This is a genomic window from Synechococcus sp. W65.1 (genome assembly GCF_047461615.1).
In the GTDB taxonomy this organism is placed as follows: domain Bacteria; phylum Cyanobacteriota; class Cyanobacteriia; order Thermostichales; family Thermostichaceae; genus Thermostichus.
In genome coordinates this window covers 27,531-53,408 of the sequence record NZ_JANSHI010000015.1, presented here as the reverse complement: position 1 = coordinate 53,408, position 25,878 = coordinate 27,531, and the positions used below count along the sequence as shown (strand labels likewise).

The window sequence follows — 25,878 nt, the reverse complement described above, 5'->3', positions numbered from 1 at the left end:
ATCCTTCAACACTCGCCAAGACTGGGGGATCCCACCGGAGCAGATCCAGTTGCTGCCAACGAACTGTCGGTTCTACCCACCGAAGCCGTATTGCCATCGCAAAAGCTAGGGATTGCTTGAACCCAGACGGCAGTGCAGACAGCTTGGCCCGAAGTCTGAGGCAAAAACCCCGACAGTCTTGCTAGAAGAGGCACCGCGACCGTCCACCGATGAGAAGGAGAGTTGGCCATTGTCTCGGCTGTGGAGGCAGCGCAGAAGCTTGAGAAGGTCTAAAGTTTTGCTTTCTTTCCACCGCCTCTCTTTAGGATACAGGCAGGGTATCCAAAGCCGCTGGGTGGGAATTCTGCATGGGTGAAGCCATCCGCTACGACCTGCTTTTGGTGGGGGGGAGCTGCTCGAACCTAATCCTGGCCCATCGCCTTCTGGATCTAGCCAAGCTCTCTGGGCTTAAAATCTCCATTGCCATTTTGGAAAAAGCCCGGCAATTTGGTGGGCACATTGTCAGTGGCGCTATCTGCAACCCCCAGGTGATTGCCAAGCTTTTCCCAGATTTTGAGAGCCAAGGATTTCCCCACGAGGGGCGGGTGGAGGTGAGCCACCTGAGCATATTGGGATCCCAGGAACGCTGGGACTTGCCAGAGGCAGTGATCCCAAAGGGGTTGCGCAAACAGGGGCAGCTCATCCTCACCCTCAGCCATGTCATTCGCTGGCTGGCCGAAACCCTCCAGGAAAAGGCCAAAGGGATCCCCAACGTCACCCTGGACGTATTCCCTGGCTTTGCCGCCCATGAGATCCTCTATGAGGGGGAGCGAGTCATTGGGGTGCGGGTGAGCGACTCCGGCCAGGTTTATGAAGACTGTGTCTTTGCCGAGCTCACTTGTTTTGGCGACAAGGGGTTTATCTCTAAGGACCTGATCGAAAGATTTCACCTGCGCCCCCGCCCGCAACTGTGGTCAGTGGGGGTCAAGGAGCTGTGGCAGATCCCTGGCTCACTGCAGGGGCAGGTGTGGCATACCCTGGGCTACCCCGTTTTGGATGGCAGCTTTGGCGGCGGCTTTGTCTATGGTCTCAAAGATAACCGCCTGGCTCTGGGCCTCATCATTGGCCTCGACAGCAAAAATCCCAACCTCAACCCGCAGCAGCGCCTGCAGGAGTTCAAAGCCCACCCCTGGATCCAGTCCCTGATTGCTGGCGGCAAGTTGCTCAAGTACGGGGCGGCTGTCATTCCCGAAGGGGGCTACTACAGCTTGCCCACCCGCTTTGGCGTCGAAGGGGCCTTGCTCTTGGGCGATGCCCTGGGGGTGCTGGATGTGGGCAGCCTGGCCGGGATCAACAACGCCATGGAGACCGGTTACCTAGCAGCGGGCCTCATTCACGACGGCTTCTTGAAAGGAGATCTGCGGATCCAAGAGGCCTACCAAAAGGCGGTGATGGAGAGCTCCGTTGGCCAAGATCTCTACCGTAGCCGCTACTTCCGGGAAGCCTTTTTGGAAAACCCCCATCTGCTGGAAGCGTACCTGCCCCAGATCTGCCGCAGCGTGGATGCCGGCCACCCTTGGCTGGGATCCCTGCGCTGGGGCCTGCAGGATCCCGTGCGTCGCGGCAGGGAACTCCTGCGTGCCTATACCCTGCTGACGGGACAGGTCAGCGCCAGCGAGCCGCCCCCACGGGGATATGTGGCCCCCCATGCCGCCATCCAGGCGGACTTTGTGGCCCCCAGCGTTGTGGATCCCGAAACATTGACCACTCGAGCGGGCTATTTCTCGCGATCCGAGGCCGTCTTTTTTGCGGATCCCCGCTACCCCGAAGGCAACCGCCATATCCTCGAGTTTAGCGCCGACACCTGCCGCCAGTGCATTGCCACCTACGACAAACTTAACCGCCCTACCCCCTGCGTGGCCGATTGCCCGGCAGAAGTCCACCACATCCGGGAACGCAACGGCCTCCGCTCCCACGCCATGGCTTTGGAAAACTGCATCCAGTGCCGCACCTGCGAGATTGTCTGCCCCTATCTCAACTTGCGGGTTAACCCCAGCTACGAGGGATCCGGCCCCGATTTCTACGGGCTGTAGTGTCCTCTAGGTTGGCTAGGGCAGCTCTCTGGCCAGTTGGGACGGCCAACCACTAGAATCCCAGTCTGGACTCTAGAGGAGACAGTTCTTGGCCAATCCCTTTAGCCAGAGGCAGTCCTCTTGGAGGAGGACGGGGCCCTTTTTGGGTAGCTACACCCTGAGCCTAGATCCGCACCACCTGTGGGTGCCCTTGGCCTGTTTTGGGGATGGGCTCTGTATTTGGCTGGCCTTCGGGGCAGCTTACTGGCTGCGCAGCCTAGGCCCTCACCAGCTTTTGCCGTGGGATGTTTACGCTGGCTTGGGGTTGCTGACCGTTCTCAGCTACTGGGGCGTTCAGGCCGGTTTGGGAGGATACGGCGAATCAAAGCGCCTATCTCGCTTTGAAGAATGGGCCAGCTTGCTGCTGGGGCTGGGGGTGACCTTCGGCCTGGTGCTGGCAGGGGCCTTCTTCGTGCGCTCCGTCTCGCTCTCACGCTTGGTGGTGGGCTATGCTGGCCTGCTGGCTCTGCTCGGCTTGACAGTAATGCGGGCAGCGCTGCGGCTGGGCATGGGCTGGCTATACGCCCGCGGTCAGGGGAGGCGACGGGTCATCTGGGTGGGATCCGGACTGCTTTTGGCCGAGGTGCTGGAGCGGCTAGAGCGCTGTCCGGCCTTGGGGTTCGAGATCAAGGCTTGGGCCGTGGCTGGGGATCCCTCGGCGCCAGAGCCGGGGCCTCTGCAGAAGCTGGAGCGGCTTGAGCCCGCTCATCTGGTGGCCTATGTACAGGCTCACCCTGAGATCCAGGAGGTGTGGTTTGGGCAGCCCCAGTTGGCCTCTGCGCCCCTCTTGCTGAGCTTGCAAGCCCTCTCCGTTCAAGTGCGCCTGGTGCCAGATTTTCTCAGCTTCTTAACCGTTAACCTCCAGTTTCACTCTCTGGATGGGATCCCGCTGCTGACGCTGCGGCAGCCCCCTCTGCGCTATGCCCACAACCGTTTCCTCAAGCGCGCTGTAGATATCCTAGGGGCCTCCCTGGGTCTGGTGTTGCTTAGCCCGCTCTTCCTGGTCATCGCTCTGCTGGTGGCCTGCAGCAGCCCTGGCCCCATCCTGTATTGGCAGGAGCGGGTAAGCTTGGATGGGCGGCGCTTTTGGATTGCCAAGTTCCGCACCATGCGGGTAGATGCGGAGGAGCCTGGGCAACCGGGCTGGACGCGCCCTGGGGATCCGCGTCGAACCAAGATAGGAGCCTTTTTGCGCCGCACCAATCTGGACGAGCTTCCCCAGCTTTGGAACGTTTTGAAGGGGGAAATGAGCCTGGTGGGCCCTCGCCCCGAGCGGCCCTACTTCGTGGAGCAGTTTAGCCAGGAGATCCCCAAGTATCCAGATCGGCACTTGGTGAAAAGCGGCCTTACCGGCTGGGCCCAGATCCACGGCCTGCGGGGAGACACCAGCATTGCCCGCCGCACCCAGTATGATCTCTACTACGTGCAAAACTGGTCTCTGTGGCTGGATCTGCGCATCCTGGCCATCACCCTCTGGCAAGGGATCCGCGGACGGTTGAACGGATATTAGGGGTTGCTCATGTCCTCCTTGCCCACGCCCCAAGAGCTCCTCTACGAGGGCAAAGCCAAACGGGTCTACCGCACCGCCGATCCCCAGGTTTACCTCTGCCAGTACAAAGACGACGCCACGGCTTTTAATGCCCAAAAGCGGGGATCTATCGCCGGCAAGGGGGAGGTCAACTGCACCGTCTCTAGCCGGGTGTTTGCCTACCTGGCGCAGCAGGGCATCCGCAACCACTTTCTGGCCCAGACCGGCCCTCATGAGATGCAGGTGCGCGCCCTGCGGATCCTGCCCTTAGAAGTGGTGGTGCGCAACCGTGCTGCCGGCAGCCTCTGCAAGCGCCTGGGCCTGGAGCAGGGGCTTCCTATCCAGCCGCCGCTGGTGGAGTTTTACTACAAAAACGACGCCCTGGGGGATCCCCTGGTGACTCCCGACCACATCCGCCTGTTGCGCCTGGCCACGCCAGAGCAAGTGGAGGTGTTGGGATCCCTGGCTTTGGCAGTCAACACTCACCTTCGCGACTTCTGGAGGCGCTGCCGGCTGGAGCTGGTGGACTTTAAGTTGGAGTTTGGCTTGGACGAGGAAGGGCAGATCTGGCTAGCGGACGAAATTAGCCCCGACACCTGCCGCCTGTGGGATCTGGAGGGAGCTGAGCCACGAGTGCTGGATAAAGACCTCTTTCGCTTTGATCTCGGCGATCCGGCAGCCGGCTACCAAGAGGTGCTGCAGCGGGTGCTCCAGGCTACGGATCCCAATCTCCCCTCTCCCTTTGGGAAAGGGGTTGGGGGTGGGGGCTAGAATACTGGCGACATACCCTGCTACACCCGGCACCTTGACGGGATCCCCTGTGACTTCTCCCCGCCCCGACGACCGCTTCCGCCGTCAACTGGCCGACCTGCTGAACACCTGGGTGGAGCAGGGGTTGATCGAACCTGCCCAACGGGATCGCCTGCGGGAGTACTACCAGCTAGAGAGCTTGCCGCGAACAGCCGGCAGCCGCTTTACCCTGTTGCTGCTGCTGTTTGGCGCCGTGCTAGTGGGCTTGGGGGCGATCTCCTTCGTGGCCGCCAACTGGGACGCCATTCCCCGCTGGGTCAGAGCCTTGGGATCCCTGGCTCTCACGCTGGGGCTGCAGGGGGCCGGCTTTCGGCTTAGGCAGCAGGGCTCCCCACGCTTGGGCAGCGCCTTGTTGATTGCCGGCGAGCTGTCTTTGGGGGCTGCCATTGGCCTGACGGCCCAGTGGGTTCAAATCGGGGGATCCCCGGCGGGCTTGTTCTTGGCCTGGGGGCTGGGCAGCCTGGCCATGGCCTACAGCTTGGTCCACACCCCCAGCGGCATCTTGGCCTGTCTCTTATTCGCCCTGGCTGGGATAACTACCCTGTGGGAGGAGGGGATCGGCTCGGCTCTGGATCCTCTCTACCCCTGGCTGGCCCTTGGCCTATTGCTGCCCCTTGCCTATGGGTGCCGCTCCCGTTGGATCTTGGCTTTGGCATTGGTGAATTTCGGCCTGGCGCTAGAAAGGTTGGCAGGGCGCTGGGACAGGTCTGCAGAAAGCTTGACCCTCTGGCTGCTGCTTGGTCTTGCTGTCGTCTGGGGGCTGGGCTTTTGGCACCAACGCCGTGGGCAGTGGCTAGGCCAGATCTTGACCGGAGAAGATGGCCAGGAGGGCGAGCAGGAGCAAGGCTTGGATTTGGACTCGACGGCGGAGGGGCTGGCCTTCCTGGGGTTGGGCTTTCTCCTCTACCTCTGGAGCTTTCGTGAGCTTTGGGACTGGGATCTCAAACCTGTACCCTTAGTCCAAACTGTGGATCCCTGGGCGGGCCTGTCGGCAGCAGGATTGCTATTGCTAGCCGGTTGGAGCTGGTGGCAGGGCTGGCAGGCAAAGAGTTCCCAGCCCGTTTCTGCTTGGCTGAAGGATGCTGCCGTTCTGTTCTCGCTGGTTGCCTTGGCGCTTTTGCTGGGGATCCGCAGCGCCCTGCCTTTGAACCTGACCGCAAAGGTAGCCTTGGCCTTCTTTGCTCCCTGGATCGTGACCCTTTTGCTCGTGGGATTGTCGGCAGTGCTCTGCTGGGAAGGGCTGCAGCAGGGGCGGCGGAGCCGCTTCTGGCAGGGGCTATTGGGCCTGACCTTGGTGGTGCTGACCCGCTTTTTCGAGTACCAGACCAACCTGATGACCAAATCGGCGGTGCTGGTGGTCTGTGGGATCGGCGTGATCTGGCTTGGGCTGAAGTTTGAGAGACGTATCTTCAATGCCTAGGAATCTTTCCTTTGGCTTTCTCAAGAGCTCAAGAGTCAATAGAAGTTTACAAAAATCGCGACACTTAGGGAACTTACTCTTCTCTGAAAAGTCTTTATTGGTAGAAAGTTTCTTGGAGAACGTCAATGAAAAAAACAGGCCTGGGCCTAGGTATACTGGCTCTAGTCTCTTTTGGTTTCTGGAGCTATGGCCCTTCCTCGATTGCCTCTGGTAGAGATCTGTTTTGGGGGCGACCCGCGCCCTCCCCTGTTCCCGAAACTGAGGCCATCGATGAGCTGTTCCGCCAGATCCCCATTCTCCCCTCTCCAAGACCGTTGCCCACGCTCCCCTGCCCTCGGCCCATGAGGTTGCAGTCGGTGAGGCTGCAGGCTCCGCCACCCAGCCCCGCTGTTCCTTTGCAGCCAGAGATTCCAGCCACCATTTGGAGCAATCTCCAGGGTCCTTATGGAACTACCAACTGGTCAGAACCAAACCCAAATAAAGTCTTTGCTCACACTTTTCAATGGAATCCTCCTTGTAAAGCAGGCTGCCGGCTGGGAGGTACTCTGACGTTTGCCTACCGCAACAATTTGCCGGCTAGCAGCAACAGTTCTCCGGATGCGGGCAACGACAAGTACTACGTGTATAACGGCGGCACTCTAACTCAATCGGGGTTCCTATACGCTTCACCTGTTAGTTCGACAGGTCAGACTTTTACCAAAACCCTAACGCTCTCGCCCGCTGAAGTTGCCAACAACAAGGTTACGTTGGTGGTTCAAGACGACACGGCTGTCTTGGAAGCTAAGGTGGAGCTCAACTACTGCTGCTGTGAATGTGAGTTCCCTATCTGAGGCAAGTCCTTGGCAGCAGTAACGGCAGAGGGGGGGATCTAAAACTCTCCCTGCCGTTTTTCTTTCCCTTGGCCAGTTTCCCGAGAGCTAGCCAAGAGAATTTAGCAGCGAGCCCGGGCAAAGATCTCCTGCAAGATCTCGTCGGCTCCCTGCTGCTTCAGCTTCTCCGCCAGGGCCACCCCAACCGCTTCCGGATCGGCGGTGGATCCCGTCTGAGTATCGCGGATGAGCCGTCGGCCATCCAGGTCGGCCACCATACCGGTTAGGTGCAACGCCTCCCCTTGGACTTGGCTGTGGACGCCGATGGGCACTTGACACCCTCCTTCCAAAGCCCGCAGGAAAGCTCGCTCGGCCAAACAGCGGGCTGTCGCCTCCGCATCAGCCAAGGGTCGGATGAGCTCCAGAATCCGCTCGTCCCCCTGCCGGCACTCGATGCCGAGGGATCCCTGGCCAACGGCGTACAGAGACACACTGGGATCCAGCACCTCGTGGATCCGGTCGGTTTTGCCCAGCCGCTTTAGGCCGGCCACCGCCAAAATCAGGCCGTCGTACTCCCCCCGATCCAGCTTGGCCAAGCGCGTGTTAAGGTTGCCCCGCACGTCCTTAAACTGCAAGTGGGGAAAGGCGTGGCGCAGTTGGGCCAGTCGCCGTAGCGACGAAGTGCCAATCACCGTCCCTTCGGGCAGGGTGGCGAGTTGGTAGCCACGCAGCTCCTCCCGCAGCACCAGCGCGTCCAAAGGATCCTCCCTCTGCGTAATCGCTCCTAGTACCAGGCCCTCTGGCAAACGGGTGGGCAAATCCTTGAGGCTGTGCACTGCCAGATCGCTACTGCCGTTGAGCAGACTGACCTCCAACTCCTTGGTAAACAAGCCCTTGTCTCCAATTTTGGCCAGCGCCACATCTAGGATGATGTCTCCCTGGGTGGAAAGCGTGTGCAGCTCCAGCGGCAATCCTGGATGGTGGGCCTGCAACTGTCCCATTACCCAGTAGGTCTGGGCCAAAGCCAGCTCGCTTTTGCGGGAGGCGATCCGCACTGGCTGGGCAGCCCCTGCCGAGGGCCGCAAGGGAGTTGAGGCCAGTTCGCTCATGGCTGCTGCAAAATCCGAGAACACCGTCTTTCACGCTAACTGACTTCGCGCCGCCGCAGGGCAGCGACCTTCAAGATCCTTAATCAAAGCTGCCATTTCGCCCCAGCCCAGACTTTACCGCAGGGATCCCAGCCAGTAGGATAGAGTAGGTGTGTTTTCCTTCGGCTCAGCAGGAGAGGATTTAGTCTGCTGAGCTTTCCTTCCCCAAGTCCAGGGTTTTGAGGGGAGATTTCTACAGCCCCAGTTTGCTCGATTGTCTGCCTGGTATCGGTCTTATGGAAGAAAACAACGTCGGCAACGGCACTCAGTTACTGCTCAAGCGCACCATCCCTGTTAAGGTGGTGGTCACCCCCCTCTGGAAGAAAGAAATGCGGGAGCAATTGGAGCGGCAGATTGAAGCCACCGATGCTCAGATACAGCAACTGGAGTTTCAGGGTAAGCGGGCCATTGCCGAAATCGAAAAGCAAAGCCCTAACCCCAATAGCCCTCAGGTGCTCCAGCAGGTGGAAGCAGTGAAAAGCCGCGTGAACGAGCAAAAGGTTAGGCTCCTGGATCAGAAAAACCAGTTGCTCCAGCAGCTCAACCAACTGAGCGACCTGGAACTGAACCGGGAGGTGCTGCAGGGCAGCGTGGAGAGCTTCTTCTACGTGCAAAAGGGAGACAATCTGATTCAGAAAATGCAGGTGGAGATCCTGCTTGAAGATGGGGTCATCAAGGAAATTCGTGGCAACCCATGAGCTCCCCATTGGGGCAGGAGGGATCCCTTGCTGCAGGGGTGGCAGCCCAGGAGCTTAGGTTTTCAGCCCAACTCGGTGACAACCCGGTGGTGACTATTAACGACCTCTGAACAGCCGCCAGGCCTAGGTTTAGGCAAGCCGGTTGATTTGGGCAAAGCTGTTACCGACAAGATGCTCCCCATGTCTGAGTTTGTCTGGTCAGAGGCGGTTCCCCTTGAGGATCTGGATCTCCCCGAGTGGCTGCTTACCTCAGCCCAGCGCCGCCGGCTTAAAGCTCTGCTAGTTTTGGCGATGGTGTGGGGGGTAGTGAGCCTGATGCATCAGGTAGCCGTGGCCCGTTGGCTTACTGTTGGCCTAGCTACCTTCATGGTTATCCACGTCAACCGCCTGTTTCGCCTACAGCCGGCAGAGCCGCCGCCTCCCTTACGGCTTCACTCCCTGGAAACCCCAGTTGGAGACGAGGTTGACAAGGGATCTCCCAACCTTCCCTCAGAGGCTTTGGCCTTGCAGGAGCCGCCTCTGCCGCGGGTAACGGTGCTGATCCCGGCCAAAAACGAGAGCGCTGTGCTACCGCGGCTGCTGCACAGCCTTAGCCAGCTGGACTACCCTCGCAGCCATCTAGAGCTCTGGGCCATTGATGACGCCAGCAGCGATGCCACCCCAGACATCCTGCAGGAGGCCCAAAAATGGCTGCCGCACCTCCGAGTTTACCGGCGGCCCCCAGGGCGAGGGGGCGGAAAGTCTGGTGCCCTTAACGAGGTCCTTCCCCTGACCCAGGGAGAGATTATCCTTGTCTGTGATGCCGACGCCATTGTGCCCTCGGATCTACTGGTTCGCACCCTGCCTTTATTTGCTCAGCCTCCTCGTCCTGGTCGGCGGGCAGTAGGTGCTGTACAGGTGCGCAAAGCCCTGAGCAACCCCGACGTCAACTTCTGGACGCTGGGCCAGGTGGCAGAGATGGCCTCCGATGCCTACTTGCAACAGCAGCGGGTACTCATCGGGGGTATTGGCGAACTGCGGGGCAACGGCCAGTTGGTACGGCGAGATGTTCTGGAAAAGTGCGGCGGCTGGAACGAAAGCACCCTCACCGACGACCTGGACCTCACCTTGAAGCTCCACCTGGCAGGGGTGGATATTGCCTTCCTCACCGAGCCCGCTATTGTCGAAGAGGGGGTTACCTCTTGGAAAAGCCTTTGGTACCAGCGTTGTCGTTGGGCAGAAGGGGGTTACCAGCGTTACCTTGACTATTGGCCAGGGATCCTCAGCGGTCGCCTAGGCGTGGCCAAGACCGTTGATCTCTGGGCTTTCTTTATCTCCCAGTATCTGCTGCCCATGGCTTTGGTTCCCGATACCCTCTGGGTGCTGTTGACGGGCCACTCCTCAGTGCTGCTTCCCCTGAACGCTCTAGTTATGGGATCCCTGACCCTGGCCTTCTATCGCGGCCTGCGCCAGGTGGAGGGGCTACGCGGGCGGCAACTGTGGTGGCGTACGGTCCTGGGGTTGCTCTACATGCTCCACTGGCTGCCGGTTATGATTGTCACCACGGCTCGGATGTGTGTGCAACCCAAACGGCTGAGGTGGGTGAAGACCGTTCACTATGGCCACTGAACCTGCTCTGTTTTTCCCTGCCATCCTGGTATCCTAGTTCAAACGCAGCTACTCCCTACCCAGCCTAAGTATGGCTCGCCTCTACTACGATACCGACGCCAACCTAGAGTTCCTAAACGGCCAGACGGTGGCCATCATTGGCTACGGCAGCCAGGGGCACGCCCACGCTCTCAACCTGCGCGACAGCGGTGTCAACGTCCTCGTCGGCCTCTACCCCGGCAGCCCCTCTTGGCCCAAAGCCGAGCAGGAGGGGTTGACTGTCAAGACGGTGGCCGATGCCGCTGCTGCCGCTGACTGGGTGATGATCCTCTTGCCCGATGAAGTCCAAAAGGCTGTCTTCCAGAGCGAGATTTGCCCCCATCTGCGGCCGGGCAAGGTGCTTCTATTTGCCCACGGCTTCAACATCCACTTTGGCCAGATTCAACCCCCCCCGGATATCGACGTCATCATGGTGGCTCCCAAAGGCCCTGGTCACCTGGTGCGGCGCACTTACCTAGAGGGGCAGGGGGTGCCCTGTCTCTTTGCTGTCTATCAGGATGCCTCCGGGATGGCGCGGGAGCGGGCCATGGCCTATGCCAAGGCGATTGGCGGCACTCGAGCTGGCATCCTCGAGACCACCTTTCGGGAAGAGGCCGAGACCGATCTCTTCGGCGAGCAAGTGGTGCTCTGCGGCGGCCTTACGGCCCTGATCAAAGCGGGGTTTGAGACGTTGGTGGAAGCAGGCTATCAGCCGGAGCTGGCCTACTTCGAGTGCCTGCACGAAGTTAAGTTAATTGTGGATCTCATCGTCGAGGGAGGGCTGGAGAAAATGCGCCAGAGCATCTCCAACACGGCGGAATACGGCGACTACACCCGTGGCCCCCGCGTCATCACGGAGCAAGTCCGTGCCGAGATGAAGCGCATCCTTGCTGAGATCCAAAGTGGCCAGTTTGCCCGCGAGTTTGTCCTAGAAAACCAGGCAGGTAAACCGGTGTTGACTGCGATGCGCCGCCGCGAGGCCGAGCACCCCATTGAGAAAGTGGGCAAGGAGCTGCGGGCCATGTTTAGCTGGCTGAAAAAGTAAGAAGTTCTTGCTAGACAGGTCTTGTGCTGGATCTAAAGCTGCTGCGGGATCGCCCGGAGGAAGTACGCCAAGCCCTGAACAAGCGCGGGGCTGCTGCCGATTTGGATAGGATCCTAGAGCTGGATGGCAAGCGGCGCCAGTTGGAGACCCGGCGCGTTGCTCTGCAGGCCGAAAGCAACAGCCTGGGCAAGAAAGTGGGCGAGCTCATCCGGCAGGGGGCGGATCCCCAGGGAGCGGAAGTGACGGCCCTGCGGCAGCAAGGAGCAGATCTCAAGGCTGAGATTGCCCAGCTGGAGCAGCGGGAGCGGGAGCTGGAGGAGGAGATACGGACTCTTCTCCTCACCCTGCCCAATCTGCCCTTACCCAGCGTGCCAGTGGGCCAGGATGAGACGGGAAACGTGGAGGTGCGCCGCTGGGGGGATGCGCTAAAACCCACCCACCCCGTTCTTCCCCATGACGAGATTGCCGAGAAGCTGGGCCTCTTGGAGGTTGGCCGTGCCGTCAAGGTAGCCCAGAGCCGCTTTGTGGCCATGGTAGGGGCAGGAGCAGCGCTGGAGCGGGCTTTGATTGCCATGATGCTGGAGCGCCACATTGCCGCTGGCTACACCGAGGTGATCCCTCCTTTTTTGGTCAACAGCGCCGCCTTAGAGGGGACAGGGCAACTGCCCAAGTTTGCCTCAGAGAGCTTTCGCTGTGCTGAGGACGACCTCTGGCTAATTCCGACGGCAGAAGTGCCCCTCACGAACCTGTACCGGGATGAGGTGATCCCGGCCGAACGTCTGCCGCTTTATTTTTGTGCCTACACGCCTTGCTTTCGCCGCGAAGCCGGCAGCTATGGCCGGGACACCAAGGGCCTAATCCGGCTACACCAGTTTCAAAAGGTAGAGCTGGTCAAGATTACCCATCCCCAGCAATCGGAGGCCGAGCACGAAAAACTCGTGCAGGATGCTGAGGCCATCTTACAGATGCTGGAGCTGCCCTACCGGGTGGTGGAGCTGTGTACCGGCGATCTCGGTTTTTCGGCGGCCCGCTGCTTCGATCTGGAAGTGTGGTTCCCCTCCCAAAACCGCTACCGCGAGATCTCCAGTTGCTCCAACTGCTGGGATTTCCAGGCCCGCCGCGCCAACCTGCGCTACAAAGAGGCTGGGCAAAAGGGCACCCACTTCGTCCACACCCTCAATGGCTCCGGCTTGGCGGTGGGACGGACTCTAGCCGCTCTGTTGGAAAATCACCAGCAGCCAGACGGCTCGATCCGCATTCCCCAGGCACTGCGTCCTTTTCTAAGCCCTCGCTTCCTAACAGAAGACGGCACTCTCCAGAGTGCCCCCTGAGCCTTTCTATAGACTTCTTGTTCAGGAAGGAAGGGCGCTGCCGAGGCTTAAGCTAGCCTGGACTAAGTGCCCCTTCTCAGGCAGGGGATCATGTTGCCAAAGCATCGTCCCAAGCAACTGTCACTGGGCCCTCTGGAGTCGGAGATCCTTGAAATCCTTTGGGATCTCGGCAGTGCCAGCACTCGTCAAATCCACGAGCGCATTCTGGCCGACCCGGATCGGGAGCTGGCTTATGCCTCGGTAACTACCGTTTTGCGGCGCCTGAGCCAAAAGGGCTGGGTAAGCTGTGAGCGGCGCACCGATGCCGAGGGGCGGTCTTTGCCAATGCTGTGGCGGCCCCGTCTCTCTCGCCAGGAAGCTGCTAGCCTAAGAGCCTTTGCCCACTTGCAGCAGTTTTTGGCGGTGAGCGACCCAGACACCGTGGCCGCCTTTGCCGACAGCCTGGATCAGGCCAGTGTTTCCCAGTTGCAGGCGATTGCCGAACGGCTGCGAGCAGCCCGCCAGGCTAGGAGGGATCCCCAGTGAGCCACCTGGGCCTGTTGCTGTTGGGCTTGGCCTTCAGTTGGCTGTGGCGAGCCCAAGTGCGGCTAGATAGGGCGGGCTCCTGGGCGCAGCGCTGGCAGTGGGCCTGGATCCACTTCTTGCTGCCGCCCCTGTTTTTGCTAACAACCGCCCTGGCTTTGGCCTGGATGGGGCCACGGGGACAAATGGCTGGAGCGGGAGGGTGGTTTTCCTACGGCTGTGCGCTGTTGGTACTGGCGGCAGCCACAGGCCTGGCCTTGCGCTGGATTGGGGAGTACTGGTGCTCCTGTCAACGCGCCCACCGGCAGGCCCTGGCGCAGGTGAATTTGTGTGGCTTTTCGGCTTACGTTTTGGATTTGGAGATCCCTTTTGCTGCCCAGGTGGGCGTGTGGAACTTGCAATTGGTAGTTAGCCACGGCCTGCTGCAGCAGTTGGATGAAGAACACCTGCGGGCAGTGCTGATCCACGAAGAGGCCCATCGCCACTACCGCGATACCCTGTGGATGTTGGCGGTGGGCTGGCTGCGCCGCTTTAGCGCTTGGCTGCCAAATACGGAGCTTCTCTGGCAGGAGTTGCTGACCCTGCGGGAACTGCGAGCGGATCGCTGGGCAGCCCAGCGGGTGGATCCCTTGGTGCTGGGAGAGGCGCTGCTGCAGGTGGTGAGCTATGGGAGGGGACAGCAGCCGTCCAATGCCTGGGTTGGCTTTGCCCTGGAAATGGACCCCCCTCCAGGAGGGCGCCTGCAAGAGCGCATTGAGGCTTTGCTGCAGCCCAAAGGGCCTGAGGTCTCCGGGCCCTCGCCGTCTCGGGAGAGTTGGGGTTGGCTAGGGTTGGCGCTGTTGCCCCTGCTCGCTATTCCCTTTCACACCTAAAAGTCCAGCTCTGCCTAGTGGCTGCTGCACAGGGGTGGGCAGTTCTTCTTGAGGGCTGAGGGTCTCCAGCGCTGGCAAGGCTGAACCTGGCATTGCCGCAGGGGCAGGGCTCGCGGCGGGATTGACAAGAGCCAACTCCTGCAGCGCCGCTTGGGCTGGCTGAAACTGGGGGTCTAGCTCTAGGCAGCGCTGCCAACTAGCCTGGGCCGCTTCCTGCTGGCCAGTCCGCAGTTGGGCTAGCCCCAAGGTATGCCAAAAGGCAGGCCGCTGGGGCTCCAGTTCTGTGGCCCGTTGGGCGTCGGCTAAAGCCAGCTCCAATTTCCCCAGCTTCAGGGCTTCCCAGGCGCGGTTGTTGAGGGCCACTGCGTCCTCGGGGGTCAGCTGCAAAACCCGCGAGTAGGCCTCCACCGCTTTTTCTGCCTCTTTCAGGTCGCCATAGACCAGCCCTAAGGCAAACCAGCCCCAGGGATCCTGCTCATTGAGGCTGGTTCTCTGCCGACTGGCAGCAAGGGCCTCCTCCAGCCGACCCAAGCGCCGCAGGCTTGTGATCTGGCCAAACCAGCAGGCTACGCTGCCAGGACGCTGCTGCAGTAGGCGTTGGAACTGCTCCAAACTAGCCTCGTACTGCCCCAACGCTTGCAGAACCGCCGCCAGGGCATAGCGGGCCGGAAAGTTCTCTGGCTGGATCTTCAGGGCCTCCTCGAAGTGGATGCAGGCCTCTTTGAGGTAGCCCAATTTCTGGAAAGCCACGCCGCGGGCATACCAGCCTTTGGGGTTGTCAGGGTCATAGCGCAGGGCGCGTTCCAGGGCTTTGCTGGCTAACCGGTACTGCCCCAGGCGCAACAGGGCCACGCCCAAGTTGTATAGCGTCACGGGATCCCGACGGCGCAGTCGCAGCGAGCGCTTGTAACACTCAATGGCTGAGCGCAGCCGCTGGCAGTGGAGGAGGGCATTGCCTTGGTAGCGCCAGACCCGCGCGCTTCTGGGGTTGAGCTTCAAGACCCGGGCAAAACTGGCCGCCGCTGCACTGGGCCGCCGCAGCCGTCGCAGGGCAATCCCACGCGCCAACCAGCTGCGGGGTTGCTTGGGGTTATGTCGCAACGCCTTGTTCAAGCTGTTGAGGGCCAGCTTTGGCCGTTTGAGTTGCAGCAGACGAATGCCGCGATTGTGCCAGGCCAAGGCATCTTCGGGGTTGCTCTCCAGCACCCTGTCGTAGTTGACCACCGCTGCTTTGTACTGGCCCAGGCGCCCCAGAATTAGGGCCAAGCGCAGCCGCGTCTCCTCGTCATAGGGGTTAATGCTCAGGGATCCGTGGTAGCTGTCGATTGCCTCGCGGTAGCGGCCTAACTGCACCAGCACGTCGCCGCGCCGACTCCAGGCCAGGGCAAAGTTGGGATCCATGTTCAAGGCGCGGTCGTAGGCAGCTAGAGCCTCGGTTAGGTTGCCTCGCTTGCGCCACTCCTCCGCTCGCTCAAACTGGATATCGGCGCTATTCCACTGAAACAGGCGCTGAAGAAATTGCAAAATGGCAATCTTGCGTGCCCCTTCCTCTGGCGTAGCGGAAGGCAGTTCGCCGGTGGCAATGCGCAGGATGGCTAGCTGAATGGCTCGTAGAAAAGCTTGGAACCCCCGCACTTCCTCATCCTCAGGAGGTTCCTCACGGCGGCGGTAGTGCAGCCGAAATCGCTGGAGATCCCCAGGGGCGGGAAAGCTGGGGTCCAAAAAGTGCATCAGCTCGCGGGCCCGGTACTCAAACAGCACCGGGTCTTCCTCAGAGCCGCTAAAATCCACCAGCGGCGCTTCTGCCAGGGGCTGAGGCAGCTCAGTGGGCGTGTGGAGCAGGGTCAAGAGACGCTGGTTTTGCCGGGGCGGGGCGTGGGAGAAGCCACTGTAGAGCTCATCTCGGGGCCAGGGATTGGCAACAAACTCCGGCGAGGCCACCACCCCAATCCAGCGGCACTGCTCGATGGCCAGTTGCAGTTCCAGCTTGCGGTTATCCCCGGGTTGCAGCATCCAGCGATCGAACCAGACCTTGAAACCCTCTCGGTCCAGCCGCTCGGCCAGTTGCCGTACCCAGCGGGTCTGGGCGCGGTGGTAGCGCAGAAAGAGATCGAATTTGTAGGGTCCTGAGGACATGAACGCCCCCTTGCTGCCTCCTTCCAGCTTATCTTTGCTACTGCCTCAGTGGCTTGGGGCTGTAAAATATCGCGAGGACAGCGCTTCTGTGCTGCGTCTTTTTCCGTGAAACCCGTTCCCCTTGGCACCCGTGGCACTTGGCAAGGGATCCCTGGCCCTGAGCACACGGCAGAGGCCCTGGGCAACCTGGGTGTGCAGGTCATCGCCTCCCCGGCTCTGTTGGCGCTGATCGAGCGATGTGGCCACACCACCTTGCAGCCCTTCTACGAGGCAGAAGAAGCTGCCGTCGGGATCCGCTTTGCCCTAGAACACCGCTCGGCGGCGGTAGTGGGGGATCCCTTGCAGGTTGAGGTTGAAGTCGTGGCTGTGGAGGGAAGGCGCGTTCAGTTTCAGGCAGAGATCACCCAGCAGGGGCGACTGGTAATGCAGGGATCCTATACCTGTCAGGTGATTGATTTGCCCCGTTTTCTAGCCCGCTATGGATTGACGTTAGGGGATCCCAGTCGGTGCTCAAGCTCCTAGGAGGATAGCTGCTGGCCAGCTTTGCGGGAGTTTGCCTCATGGGGCAACCTCGCCAACAAGCTAGGGGGCTAGCGGCTACCTTCTTCTATCCAGAGCGCGGCAGACGCTGTCTTTACAGAGATCCACCCCCAAGCAGAGCCCCAGAGCAAACCCCTGCTAGACTGTTGAATTGAATTAAAAAGCTGGCCAGTCTTCTGATGCAGCCGCTCCAGGTTGAACGCTCGGTAGGGGGGAGAGGACATCGTGGCAACAGGGGCCTACGCACTGGTGGATAGCTTACATCGCCATGGGGTGCAGCACATTTTCGGCTATCCGGGAGGAGCAATCCTGCCCGTTTACGACGAGCTGTACAAGGCCGAATCCCAAGGGCTACTCAAGCATTTCCTAGTCCGCCACGAACAGGCCGCTGCCCATGCTGCCGATGGCTACGCCCGCGCTACCGGCAAGGTGGGGGTGTGCTTTGCCACCTCGGGGCCGGGGGCAACCAATTTGGTGACAGGCATCGCCAACGCCATGATGGACTCTGTGCCTCTGGTGGCCATTACCGGCCAGGTGCCCCGCCATTTGATTGGTACCGACGGCTTTCAGGAGACTGACATTTTTGGCATCACCCTGCCCATTGTCAAACACTCCTACGTGGTGCGCGACCCCCGGCAGATGGCCCGGATTGTGGCCGAGGCCTTCCACATCGCCAGCACGGGGCGACCCGGTCCAGTGTTGATCGACATCCCCAAAGATGTGGGCCTGGAAGAGTTCGACTACCAGCCGGTCAGTGAGGTCTATATCCCCGGCTACCGGCCCACTGTGCGGGGCAACCCTCGCCAGATCCACGCGGCAGCCAAACTTATCCTGCAGGCCAAGCGACCCTTGCTCTACGTGGGCGGCGGGGCCATCATCTCCGGAGCCCATGCTGAGATTGCGGAGCTGGCCCACACTTACCAGATCCCGGTAACCACCACCCTCATGGGCAAGGGGGCCTTTGATGAGAATGATCCCCTCTCAGTGGGGATGCTGGGCATGCATGGCACGGCCTACGCCAACTTTGCTGTTACTGAGTGCGACCTGCTCATTGCCCTTGGAGCTCGCTTCGACGACCGTGTAACCGGCAAGCTGGACGAATTCGCCAAGCATGCCAAAGTTATCCACGTCGATATCGACCCAGCGGAGGTGGGCAAAAACCGCGTCCCTGACGTGCCGATTGTGGGAGATGTGCGCACCGTTTTGGTGGAGCTGTTGGCGCAGCTAAGCAAAATGCCCTACACCCCTGGCCAAACGCAAGCTTGGCTGGCGCGGATCGAGCGCTGGAAACGGGAGTACCCCTTGCAGGTGCCCTCCTATGAGGGTGTGATTGCCCCGCAGCAGGTCATTGAGGCGTTTCGGCGCCATGCTCCCCACGCCTACTACACCACTGATGTGGGTCAGCACCAGATGTGGGCGGCCCAGTTTCTGCGCACTGGACCCCGCCGCTGGATCTCCAGCGCCGGCTTGGGCACCATGGGCTACGGCTTTCCAGCAGCCATAGGAGTCAAGGTGGCCCTGCCTCACGAGGAAGTCATCTGCATCAGTGGCGATGCCAGCTTCCAGATGAATATGCAGGAGCTGGGCACGGTGGCCCAGTACGGCATTGCCACTAAGGTGGCCATTATCAACAACGGCTGGCAAGGCATGGTGCGGCAGTGGCAACAGGCTTTCCACGGCGAGCGCTATTCTCACTCCGATATGGCGGCGGGCATGCCAGATTTTGTCAAGCTGGCCGAAGCCTTTGGTATCAAGGGCCTGCGCGTCGATCACCCCGATCAAGTGGACGACGCTATCCAGGAGATGCTGCGCCATGAGGGGCCAGTAGTGGCTGATTTTGTGGTCAAGCGGGATGAGAACTGCTACCCAATGGTGCCTGCTGGCAAAGCCAACTACCAGATGATTGGCCTGCCGGAAAAGCGGCAACTGGAGCAGGCTGCCGAGTTGATCTATTGCCCCAACTGCGGCGCTAAGAACCCCAGCTCGCACAAGTTCTGCCCCGAGTGCGGCGCCAAGCTCTAGAGCCAGGGATCCCTGCAGAGATCCCCGGCTTTAGCTGGGGGTGGTTGGAACTCCAGCCCTTCTGGGCACTCTAGAGGGGCCGGTAAACCCGGTAGTTGATATTGGGGAAGATGTTGTCCATATATTCCACCTTGGCCAGCCACTGCTCGTCTTCGGGCGTAACTTTTTCCCGCCGAAACTGACCCGCTTGAATCTTCTCGTAGAGGTGGTTAAAGCGCAGTAGATGAGACTTGGTGCGGCGTACCGCGTAGGGAACCATCGTCCCCGTGCGCATGATAAAAGCCCAGTCCGAGGATTGAGCTAGCATCAGCTCCCGCGCCGCCTGGTTTAGGGCTCGCCACTCCAGGTCATCGGCAGGCTCACGGCGGCTCAGCTCAATCATGCGCTCGGTAGCCTTGTGGAGGTGGGGATAGATCCAGGCATTGGTGGGGTTGAGCCAGTACTCGTGGAAGCCGCGCGCCCCCCAGCTAGACTGAGCAGGTTTGCACACCTGGTGGGTAGGGTTCTCTCGCAGGTACTCCGCCAGGTGGGTCATGCGATAGGTATTTTGGTCAAAGTAGCTCTTGCGGATGAGGAAATCCAAAAACCAAGGTCCCTCATACCACCAGTGGCCAAAGAGCTCGGCATCGTAGGGAGCCACCACCAACGGCGGGCGTCCCATGACGCTGGACAAGTACTCGATTTGCCGTTGGCGGTTGAACATGAAGTTGCCTGCATGTTCGGCTGCTTTCTCTCGCGCCCAGTAGGGATCGTAGAGTTCCTTTTGCCCCAGATCCAGGTTGCGCCCGGTGATGCGGTGGTACTTGATGCCGGTGTTCTTCCGCTGGCCATTGGGCATGATGTAGGGCTTGATGTACTCGTAGTCGGCCTCGTACCCCAGGTCTTTGTAGAACTCGCGATAGACGGGATCCCCAGGGTAGCCCACCTCCGCCGACCACACCTGCTGGGAAGACTCGTGGTCGCGACCGAAGACGGCAACGCCGGTCTCGGTAAAGATGGGGGCGTACATGCCGTAGCGGGGCCGTGGCTTGGCATATAGCAGGCCGTGGGCGTCGGTAATCATGTAGCGCAGCCCAGCATCGGCCACCATCCGCTCCAACCCCTGGTAGTAGGCGCATTCGGGTAGCCAGACCCCCCGCGGCCATTGGCCAAAGTGCTCGTTGTAGTGCTCACAGGCTACAATCAACTGCGCCCAGACTGCCTGGGGATACATCTGCATCAGGGGCAGGTAGGCATGGGTAGCGGCACAGGTGATGATCTCCAGGTTGCCGCTGTCCTGAAACTGCTTGAAGGCCTGCACCAGATCCCGGTCGTACCGCTCCCAGAGATCCCGCACCATGGCAAATTGCTTGATGTAGTGCTCCGCTAGGTAGCGAATGTGGCCGTTGTGGGCATTCTTGTCGTACTCCAGTTGGGCTAGCTCTTCCAACTTGGTGAGGTAGTGGTCGTAGCGCTCCTGCAGCAAGGGATCCCGCAGCATCGACACCAGAGGTGGCGTCAGGGACATGGTGAGGCGAAAGTCAATGCCATCTCTCCGGAGCCCCTCGAACATGTGCAGCAGCGGGACATAGGTCTCGGTAATGGCTTCGTAGAGCCATTCCTCTTCCAGCACAAAGTCCTGCTCGGGGTGGCGCACAAAGGGCAGGTGCGCGTGGAGTACCAGGGCAAGATAACCTAAACTCATAGGTAGCGGAGTAAGCTCGCCTTCCTGGGCAATAAAAAAGAGCGGGATCGCTACCTATCGTCCAGCATTTCCCCCTTGCGGTCAAGGGCGGGGATCGCTGGGGATCGCTGGCTGGATCAGCGGTGACGAATGCACTCGTAGATCTCTAGGTATTCTTTGCCGGGGTAGTTCCAGGAGTAGTCGTAGCTCATGCCCTGGATTTGCAGCTGGCGAAACTGGTCGGGAGCGGTGTACCACAGGTCAATGGCCCGATCCAGCGCCGACTCCAGAGCCGCGTGATCTGTGTGGTAGAACACGTAGCCATTGCGTTGCTCCGGCAATTTGCGAGTGTCGTAGTCGCGGTCGAAAACCGTATCCGCCAGGCCGCCCACCCCTCTCACCACGGGCACTGTGCCGTACTTTAAGCCAATCATCTGCGTCAGTCCGCAGGGTTCGTAGTGGCTGGGCACCACGAGGATATCTGCCCCCGCATAGATGAGGTGGGAGAGCTCTTCGTTGAAAGCTAGCTCGATGTGAACATCGGGGTTGTCGTTGAGGTAACGTTTCTCATGGGCAAACCAGGCGCCAATTCCTGGCTCGGTGGCGGATCCCAGCAGGACAAACTGAGCATTTTTAAACAAGGAGCGATAGATGGCATGATGCACCAGATGTACGCCCTTTTGCTCATCTAGCCGCCCGATATAGGCCACAATAGGCTTGTCAACATCGCGTAGCCATAGCCGCTCCCGCAGGGCTTTCTTGTTTTTGGCCTTGTTTTCTAGGGTCTGTGCGGTGTATTGAAAAGGGATAAAACGGTCAATCTCGGGGTTCCAAATGTCGTAGTCAACGCCGTTTAAAATGCCGCGAAACTTGTGCTGATGCAAGTAGAGGGTGTGTCCCAGCCCATAGCCGTAGTCGCCAAATCGTGCTTCCAGGGCGTGGGTGGGTGAGACTGTTGTTACAAAGTTGGAAAAGACAATCCCCCCTTTCATAAAGTTGAGGACAAAAGGGTTGAAGTTATCGCGCAGGCGGTCGTAGTGGAAGTAATAGGGCTCGCGATTGAGTCCCGTGGCCCACAGAATTTCTGGCCCCCCAAAGCCCTGATGCTTAAAGTTGTGAATGGTGTAGCACACCCGCTGGTTTTCCATGCCGTGGTACTTATAAATCTCAAACAGCAGCACCGGCACCAGGCCTGTCTGCCAGTCGTGACAATGGATGATGTCGGGGCGCTTGTTGCTTTTGAGGAGAAACTCCAGGGCAGCCTTGCTGAAAAAGGCAAAGCGCATGTTGTCATCTGGGCAGCCGTAGTAGCAGCCGCGGTTAAAAAAGTTATCGCTGGAGTGGGGCTCAATGAAAAAGCAAAGGCGGCCATGCACCCAGCCGCAGTACACCGAGCAGTGAATAGCCCCGCCATACCAGGGCACCCAGAGGTCGCGGTAGGCGTCGTGCAGGCCCCAGATTTGGTCGTAGCGCATGACGTCGTATTTGGGTAGAATCAGCTCGACGCAGTGCCCCCGCACTTCTAGCTCCCGGCTGAGGCCGTACACCACATCCCCCAGCCCACCTGCCTTGATGACTGGGGCACATTCCGACGCAATCTGCACGATGTACATTTCGCAATCCCCCGCAGCATCGCCTTACCTTTCTTCACAAAATAATCCCTCCCCCCTTGTGAGCACATCTCCCGCAAGGCTAAAAAAGGATCCCGATGGCGGGATCCACAGGGTTAGCCAGGAGCTCCCTCAATACCACTGCTGGGCGTAGAGGCGCTGCACCAAATAGAACACCAACAGGGGCACATCGACGCGGCGCTCGTCGATCATAAAAGACTCGAGGGTGCTGGCCGGGGATCCTGCAGTAGTGCAGCGGAAGAACTTACGGCCGTTTAGGGATCCCTCGGCAAAGAGGACGCTAAACTGCTTCTGGCCGCCGGCAAAGGAGCCAATCAGCGTCTTGCCTTCCAGGCGCAACTGCAAATCGTGGACGCCGCGTTTTTGAAAAGCGGCAATGGCCGCCGGGATCACCTCTTCTGTAATCAGTTGCTCGAAGGGTTTTTCTTCTTTGACTTCTTTGGCGGGTTTTTTTGCAGCAGCCTTGGGAGGGCGGGTTGCTTCCTCAGCAGGCTTGGCGACTTCGGCGGTAGTCTCCTGGGCGGGGGTAGGTTCTCCAGACATGGGCTGGACTCCGATAACAGCTAATGGGGAAGGGGGGAAAAGCTATCTCTTGGGAATGTACTGATCCACAACTTTTTCCGCAGGGATCTGGGGAAAGCCTAGACTGTAGTTGAGGGTGCGCCCTTGCAGGTTGTAGGCAATCTCCCCTTGCCTCAGCAGGGAGCGGATGAAGTGTTCCAGCTCAGACCCGATGCGCCGTAGGTTGTACTCCGTCAGATCCCGGCCTCGGTACTCCTCCACCAATTCCTCGAAGCGGGCATAGACCTTCTGCAGAGCAGCGTCGTTCCAGACTAGCTCGTTATCGGGATCCACATCGAGGGTCAGCACATCGTCGCGGGGCACCAAGCGGTTATCAGCCGTCACCTCGCCAGCAAAGATGTGAATGTGGCGGGTGGTGCACTTGAGCATGGCGGTCGCTCCGGTTGTAATCCTACACTTTTCCTCAGGGTATCACTCCTAGAGGCGTGTGGGACACCTGGATCCCCGCCGCCAATGGAGGGGAAGAGGCAGGATCCCCAGAGTGCAGGTAGGGCAGGCAGGGACTTCGACGTCCAAGGGGGGATCAGCCAGCTACAAAGACAGCCATCGATGCGGATAGGTCATACCTAGGCGGCATCCTTTTCAGGCACCTTCTCTGCCTTTGGCTTCTCAGCGCTAGTAGGAGACTCCTCCTCACGGCTGGGGTTATTCATCTCTTCCTTAAAGCTGCGCAAGGCTTTGCCAAGGGCGCTGCCCAACTCTGGCAGCTTCTTGGGGCCAAACACCACCACTGCGATCAGCCCAATCACCGCCAGCTCTGGCAGGCCCATGCCAAAGATGCTAACAGCCAGGATAGGTTTGCTCAACAGCAGGATAGCCATAAATCCTCAGAACCTGAAAAACAGAACAGGCTGACCAACCCAGCTTGGAAAGGGATTGCCCGTCTCACTCTAGCAAGTTCTCCCTTCCAGGAGAAAGCGCTTGGCTCCTGCTTTCTTGGGAGCTGGTTCTCGAGGAGGATAATGTCAAGGCAAGCTGGAGAACTCCTAGCGGGGACGCTCGAGCTAGAGCGGTAGCCAGCCGTCGTTAGACTGAGATCAAGGGTCTGCTGGGGGTTGCCATGGGCTTTCTCCTGTCTGCCGAGCAAGTGGTTCAGTTTGTTACCAACCAATGGCAGGATCCCTATGCTGTTTTGGGGCCGCAGCAGATAGAGCAGGGGGAGGTGTCCTTCTGGCTGGTGCGTGCCTTGGTGCCTAACGCGCGGCAGGTTTGGCTGGTGGAACGTGCCACTGGGCAGGCCCACCCCATGCAGCCGCTGCATCCAGAAACCCTGTTTGAGCTGCGCTTCGAGCCAGGAACCCCCCTGCCAGACTACTTTTTGCGAGCGCAGCGGGTTTGGGATCCGGAGGGCCAACACCTTGAAGAATGGGAGGATCCCTATCGCTTTCCGCCGGAGAAGGTCAACCACATCGGCGAGCTGGATCGCTACCTCTTCAACGAGGGCAACCACCACCGCATCTACGAGAAGTTGGGCGCTCACCCCATAAGCGTGGACGGGGTTCAGGGAGTGCACTTTGCCGTCTGGGCTCCCAATGCCCGCAACGTCAGTGTTATTGGCGACTTCAACCACTGGGATGGGCGCCAGCACCAGATGAAGCGCCTAGACGAAAGCGGCATCTGGGTCCTGTTTATCCCCGGCCTTGGGCCAGGAGCCATCTACAAATACGAGGTGAAGGCCCCCTGGGGGGACATCTACGAAAAGTCGGATCCCTACGGCTTCCAACAGGAGGTTCGCCCCAAAACCGGCTCCATTGTGGTTGACCTCAACACCTACACCTGGCACGACCAGGAGTGGATGGAAAAACGGGCTGCCACCGACCCGCTGCGCTCCCCCATTTCGGTGTACGAGGTCCACCTGGGATCCTGGATGCACGCCTCCACCGAAGACCCGCCCGCCGATGGCCACCTGGTGCCAGTGGAGCGCAAGCCCAACACCCGCTTTCTCACCTACCGGGAGCTGGCGGACAAACTCATCCCCTACGTCAAGGAGATGGGCTTTACCCACATCGAGCTCTTGCCCGTGGCCGAGCACCCCTTCGACGGCTCCTGGGGCTACCAGGTTATCGGCTACTACGCCGTAACCTCCCGCTACGGCTCCCCGCAGGACTTCATGTACTTTGTCGATCGCGCCCACCAGGAGGGAATTGGTGTCATTATCGATTGGGTGCCAGGGCATTTTCCCAAAGACGGGCATGGGCTGGCCTTTTTTGACGGTACCCACCTCTACGAATATGCTGACCCCCGCAAGGGCGAACACAAAGGCTGGGGCACCTTAGTTTTCAATTACGGCCGCAACGAGGTGCGCAACTATCTGGTGGCCAACGCCCTCTTTTGGTTTGACAAATACCACGTTGACGGCATTCGGGTGGATGCAGTGGCCTCGATGCTCTATCTGGATTACGACCGCAAGGAATGGATCCCCAATTGCTACGGCGGTCGGGAACACCTAGAGGCCATCGACTTTTTCCGTCAGCTCAATACCCTTATTTTCAAGTACTACCCTGGCGTTCTTTCCATTGCCGAGGAATCGACTGCCTGGCCAATGGTGACCTGGCCAACTCACGTGGGCGGTCTGGGCTTTAACCTGAAGTGGAACATGGGCTGGATGCACGACATGCTGGATTATTTCCGCATGGATCCCTGGTTTCGCCAGTTCCACCACAACCTCGTGACTTTCAGCCTCATGTATGCCTTCAGCGAAAATTACATGCTGGCTTTTTCCCACGATGAGGTGGTACACGGCAAAAGCCACATGCTGGGCAAAATGCCAGGAGATCTGTGGCACAAGTTCGCCAGCTTGCGGGCTCTCTACGGCTACATGTTCACTCACCCTGGCAAGAAAACCTTGTTCATGAGCATGGAGTTTGGCCAGTGGAACGAGTGGAATGTTTGGGCAGATCTAGACTGGGAGCTGCTGCAGTATGAGCCCCACGCCAAGCTGCGCCACTACGTAGCCACTCTCAACCAGCTGCTGCGCTCGCAACCGGCTCTCTACACCCAAGACACCAAGCCGGAAGGATTCCGCTGGATCGACTGCAGTGACCATCGGGGCATTATCTCTTTCATCCGCTATGGGGAGGATCCCAAGGAGTGGCTGGTGGTGGTCTGCAACTTCACCCCCGTGGTCTGGCCAAACTACCGCATTGGGGTGCCGGAGCGGGGGTTTTACCGGGAGCTCCTCAACAGCGACGCGGTGGAGTTCTGGGGCAGCGGCGTTGGCAACCTAGGAGGCAAGTGGACAGAGGACTGGCCCTACCACAACCTGCCCTACTCTCTTGATCTCTGCCTGCCCCCCCTTTCTACCTTGGTGCTGAAGTGGCAGCCGGAGGACTCCGCCGAAGACAAAGCTATGCTGGATTGAGTACGGCCTTCCCTCCTCATTGC

The 25,878-nt window shown here is 59.7% G+C and carries 21 protein-coding genes; 14 read left to right on the top strand and 7 right to left on the bottom strand.

All coding sequences use genetic code 11. From position 1 onward, the window contains the following. The first annotated feature begins 347 nt into the window (after positions 1-347). The 5 genes from NW806_RS09165 to NW806_RS09145 all read left to right on the top strand — a co-directional run bounded on the left by NW806_RS09165 (position 348) and on the right by NW806_RS09145 (position 6,699). Positions 348-2,072: an electron transfer flavoprotein gene (locus NW806_RS09165; RefSeq protein WP_414410871.1), complete on the top strand. Its 1,725-nt coding sequence runs from the start codon at positions 348-350 to the stop codon at positions 2,070-2,072. 142 nt (positions 2,073-2,214) lie between these two features. Beyond that, entirely contained in the window at positions 2,215-3,621 is a 1,407-nt protein-coding gene (locus NW806_RS09160; RefSeq protein WP_414410870.1) for a sugar transferase, read from the top strand. A gap of 18 nt (positions 3,622-3,639) precedes the next feature. Beyond that, the gene (gene purC / locus NW806_RS09155) at positions 3,640-4,410 is read left to right on the top strand and encodes a phosphoribosylaminoimidazolesuccinocarboxamide synthase (RefSeq protein WP_414410883.1); all 771 of its coding nucleotides are present in this window, start codon (positions 3,640-3,642) and stop codon (positions 4,408-4,410) included. A gap of 49 nt (positions 4,411-4,459) precedes the next feature. Next, positions 4,460-5,869: a DUF2157 domain-containing protein gene (locus tag NW806_RS09150; RefSeq protein WP_414410869.1), complete on the top strand. Its 1,410-nt coding sequence runs from the start codon at positions 4,460-4,462 to the stop codon at positions 5,867-5,869. Positions 5,870-6,438: 569 nt separating this feature from the next. Further along, on the top strand, positions 6,439-6,699 hold the full coding sequence (locus NW806_RS09145) for a hypothetical protein (protein WP_414410868.1): 261 nt from the start codon (positions 6,439-6,441) through the stop codon (positions 6,697-6,699). A gap of 101 nt (positions 6,700-6,800) precedes the next feature. Here NW806_RS09145 and hemC read toward each other — a convergent pair whose 3' ends face one another. Further along, complete coding sequence (gene hemC / locus NW806_RS09140) at positions 6,801-7,787, bottom strand: hydroxymethylbilane synthase (protein WP_414410867.1); 987 nt, start codon at positions 7,785-7,787, stop codon at positions 6,801-6,803. A 275-nt stretch (positions 7,788-8,062) separates the two neighbouring features. Here hemC and NW806_RS09135 point away from each other — a divergent pair, with 275 nt between their 5' ends. From NW806_RS09135 to NW806_RS09110, 6 genes are all read left to right on the top strand, one after another. Next, the gene (locus NW806_RS09135; protein WP_414410866.1) at positions 8,063-8,524 is read left to right on the top strand and encodes a YlqD family protein; all 462 of its coding nucleotides are present in this window, start codon (positions 8,063-8,065) and stop codon (positions 8,522-8,524) included. Between the two features lie 180 nt (positions 8,525-8,704). Next, complete coding sequence (locus tag NW806_RS09130; RefSeq protein WP_414410865.1) at positions 8,705-10,132, top strand: glycosyltransferase family 2 protein; 1,428 nt, start codon at positions 8,705-8,707, stop codon at positions 10,130-10,132. 70 nt (positions 10,133-10,202) lie between these two features. Further along, on the top strand, positions 10,203-11,195 hold the full coding sequence (gene ilvC / locus NW806_RS09125) for a ketol-acid reductoisomerase (protein ID WP_414410864.1): 993 nt from the start codon (positions 10,203-10,205) through the stop codon (positions 11,193-11,195). 23 nt (positions 11,196-11,218) lie between these two features. Then, positions 11,219-12,526: a serine--tRNA ligase gene (gene serS / locus NW806_RS09120; RefSeq protein WP_414410863.1), complete on the top strand. Its 1,308-nt coding sequence runs from the start codon at positions 11,219-11,221 to the stop codon at positions 12,524-12,526. A 90-nt stretch (positions 12,527-12,616) separates the two neighbouring features. After that, positions 12,617-13,051, top strand: a complete 435-nt coding sequence (locus tag NW806_RS09115) for a BlaI/MecI/CopY family transcriptional regulator (protein WP_414393902.1) — start codon at positions 12,617-12,619, stop codon at positions 13,049-13,051. Further along, positions 13,048-13,920, top strand: a complete 873-nt coding sequence (locus NW806_RS09110) for a M56 family metallopeptidase (protein WP_414410862.1) — start codon at positions 13,048-13,050, stop codon at positions 13,918-13,920. Before NW806_RS09115 ends, NW806_RS09110 begins: the two co-directional genes overlap by 4 nt. Here the strand turns inward: NW806_RS09110 and NW806_RS09105 are convergent. Beyond that, positions 13,873-16,056 carry a tetratricopeptide repeat protein gene (locus NW806_RS09105; protein WP_414410861.1) on the bottom strand — a complete coding sequence of 728 codons (2,184 nt, stop codon included), beginning with the start codon at positions 16,054-16,056 and terminating at the stop codon, positions 13,873-13,875. The two genes, NW806_RS09110 and NW806_RS09105, sit on opposite strands and share 48 nt — an antisense overlap. Positions 16,057-16,161: 105 nt before the next feature. Between NW806_RS09105 and NW806_RS09100 the strand changes: the two genes are divergently transcribed. Beyond that, positions 16,162-16,578, top strand: a complete 417-nt coding sequence (locus NW806_RS09100; protein WP_414410860.1) for a thioesterase family protein — start codon at positions 16,162-16,164, stop codon at positions 16,576-16,578. A gap of 243 nt (positions 16,579-16,821) precedes the next feature. Beyond that, positions 16,822-18,618: a biosynthetic-type acetolactate synthase large subunit gene (ilvB, locus tag NW806_RS09095; protein ID WP_414410859.1), complete on the top strand. Its 1,797-nt coding sequence runs from the start codon at positions 16,822-16,824 to the stop codon at positions 18,616-18,618. 70 nt (positions 18,619-18,688) lie between these two features. Here ilvB and NW806_RS09090 read toward each other — a convergent pair whose 3' ends face one another. From NW806_RS09090 to tatA, 5 genes are all read right to left on the bottom strand, one after another. Next, positions 18,689-20,302 carry a glycoside hydrolase family 57 protein gene (locus NW806_RS09090; protein ID WP_414410858.1) on the bottom strand — a complete coding sequence of 538 codons (1,614 nt, stop codon included), beginning with the start codon at positions 20,300-20,302 and terminating at the stop codon, positions 18,689-18,691. 116 nt (positions 20,303-20,418) lie between these two features. Continuing rightward, positions 20,419-21,894, bottom strand: a complete 1,476-nt coding sequence (gene glgA / locus NW806_RS09085) for a glycogen synthase GlgA (RefSeq protein ID WP_414410857.1) — start codon at positions 21,892-21,894, stop codon at positions 20,419-20,421. A gap of 129 nt (positions 21,895-22,023) precedes the next feature. Further along, a complete protein-coding gene (locus NW806_RS09080) occupies positions 22,024-22,455 on the bottom strand; it encodes a DUF2996 domain-containing protein (RefSeq protein ID WP_414410856.1) in 432 nt (143 codons plus the stop codon). A gap of 42 nt (positions 22,456-22,497) precedes the next feature. Beyond that, positions 22,498-22,863 carry an NAD(P)H-quinone oxidoreductase subunit M gene (locus NW806_RS09075; RefSeq protein ID WP_414410855.1) on the bottom strand — a complete coding sequence of 122 codons (366 nt, stop codon included), beginning with the start codon at positions 22,861-22,863 and terminating at the stop codon, positions 22,498-22,500. Positions 22,864-23,060: 197 nt separating this feature from the next. Continuing rightward, positions 23,061-23,315: a twin-arginine translocase TatA/TatE family subunit gene (tatA, locus tag NW806_RS09070; RefSeq protein WP_414405971.1), complete on the bottom strand. Its 255-nt coding sequence runs from the start codon at positions 23,313-23,315 to the stop codon at positions 23,061-23,063. Positions 23,316-23,554: 239 nt separating this feature from the next. On the opposite strand from tatA, the gene glgB reads away from it, so the two are divergent. Beyond that, positions 23,555-25,855 carry a 1,4-alpha-glucan branching protein GlgB gene (glgB, locus tag NW806_RS09065; RefSeq protein WP_414410854.1) on the top strand — a complete coding sequence of 767 codons (2,301 nt, stop codon included), beginning with the start codon at positions 23,555-23,557 and terminating at the stop codon, positions 25,853-25,855. Positions 25,856-25,878 lie beyond the last annotated feature (23 nt).

Coding starts and splice junctions, on each gene's coding strand:
- NW806_RS09165 (WP_414410871.1), top strand. CDS start 348: ATGGGTGAAGCCATCCGCTACGACCTGCTTTTGGTGGGGGGGAGCTGC.
- hemC (WP_414410867.1), bottom strand. CDS start 7,787: ATGAGCGAACTGGCCTCAACTCCCTTGCGGCCCTCGGCAGGGGCTGCC.
- NW806_RS09135 (WP_414410866.1), top strand. CDS start 8,063: ATGGAAGAAAACAACGTCGGCAACGGCACTCAGTTACTGCTCAAGCGC.
- NW806_RS09130 (WP_414410865.1), top strand. CDS start 8,705: ATGTCTGAGTTTGTCTGGTCAGAGGCGGTTCCCCTTGAGGATCTGGAT.
- ilvC (WP_414410864.1), top strand. CDS start 10,203: ATGGCTCGCCTCTACTACGATACCGACGCCAACCTAGAGTTCCTAAAC.
- NW806_RS09115 (WP_414393902.1), top strand. CDS start 12,617: ATGTTGCCAAAGCATCGTCCCAAGCAACTGTCACTGGGCCCTCTGGAG.
- NW806_RS09105 (WP_414410861.1), bottom strand. CDS start 16,056: ATGTCCTCAGGACCCTACAAATTCGATCTCTTTCTGCGCTACCACCGC.
- NW806_RS09090 (WP_414410858.1), bottom strand. CDS start 20,302: ATGAGTTTAGGTTATCTTGCCCTGGTACTCCACGCGCACCTGCCCTTT.
- glgA (WP_414410857.1), bottom strand. CDS start 21,894: ATGTACATCGTGCAGATTGCGTCGGAATGTGCCCCAGTCATCAAGGCA.
- NW806_RS09080 (WP_414410856.1), bottom strand. CDS start 22,455: ATGTCTGGAGAACCTACCCCCGCCCAGGAGACTACCGCCGAAGTCGCC.
- NW806_RS09075 (WP_414410855.1), bottom strand. CDS start 22,863: ATGCTCAAGTGCACCACCCGCCACATTCACATCTTTGCTGGCGAGGTG.
- tatA (WP_414405971.1), bottom strand. CDS start 23,315: ATGGCTATCCTGCTGTTGAGCAAACCTATCCTGGCTGTTAGCATCTTT.
- glgB (WP_414410854.1), top strand. CDS start 23,555: ATGGGCTTTCTCCTGTCTGCCGAGCAAGTGGTTCAGTTTGTTACCAAC.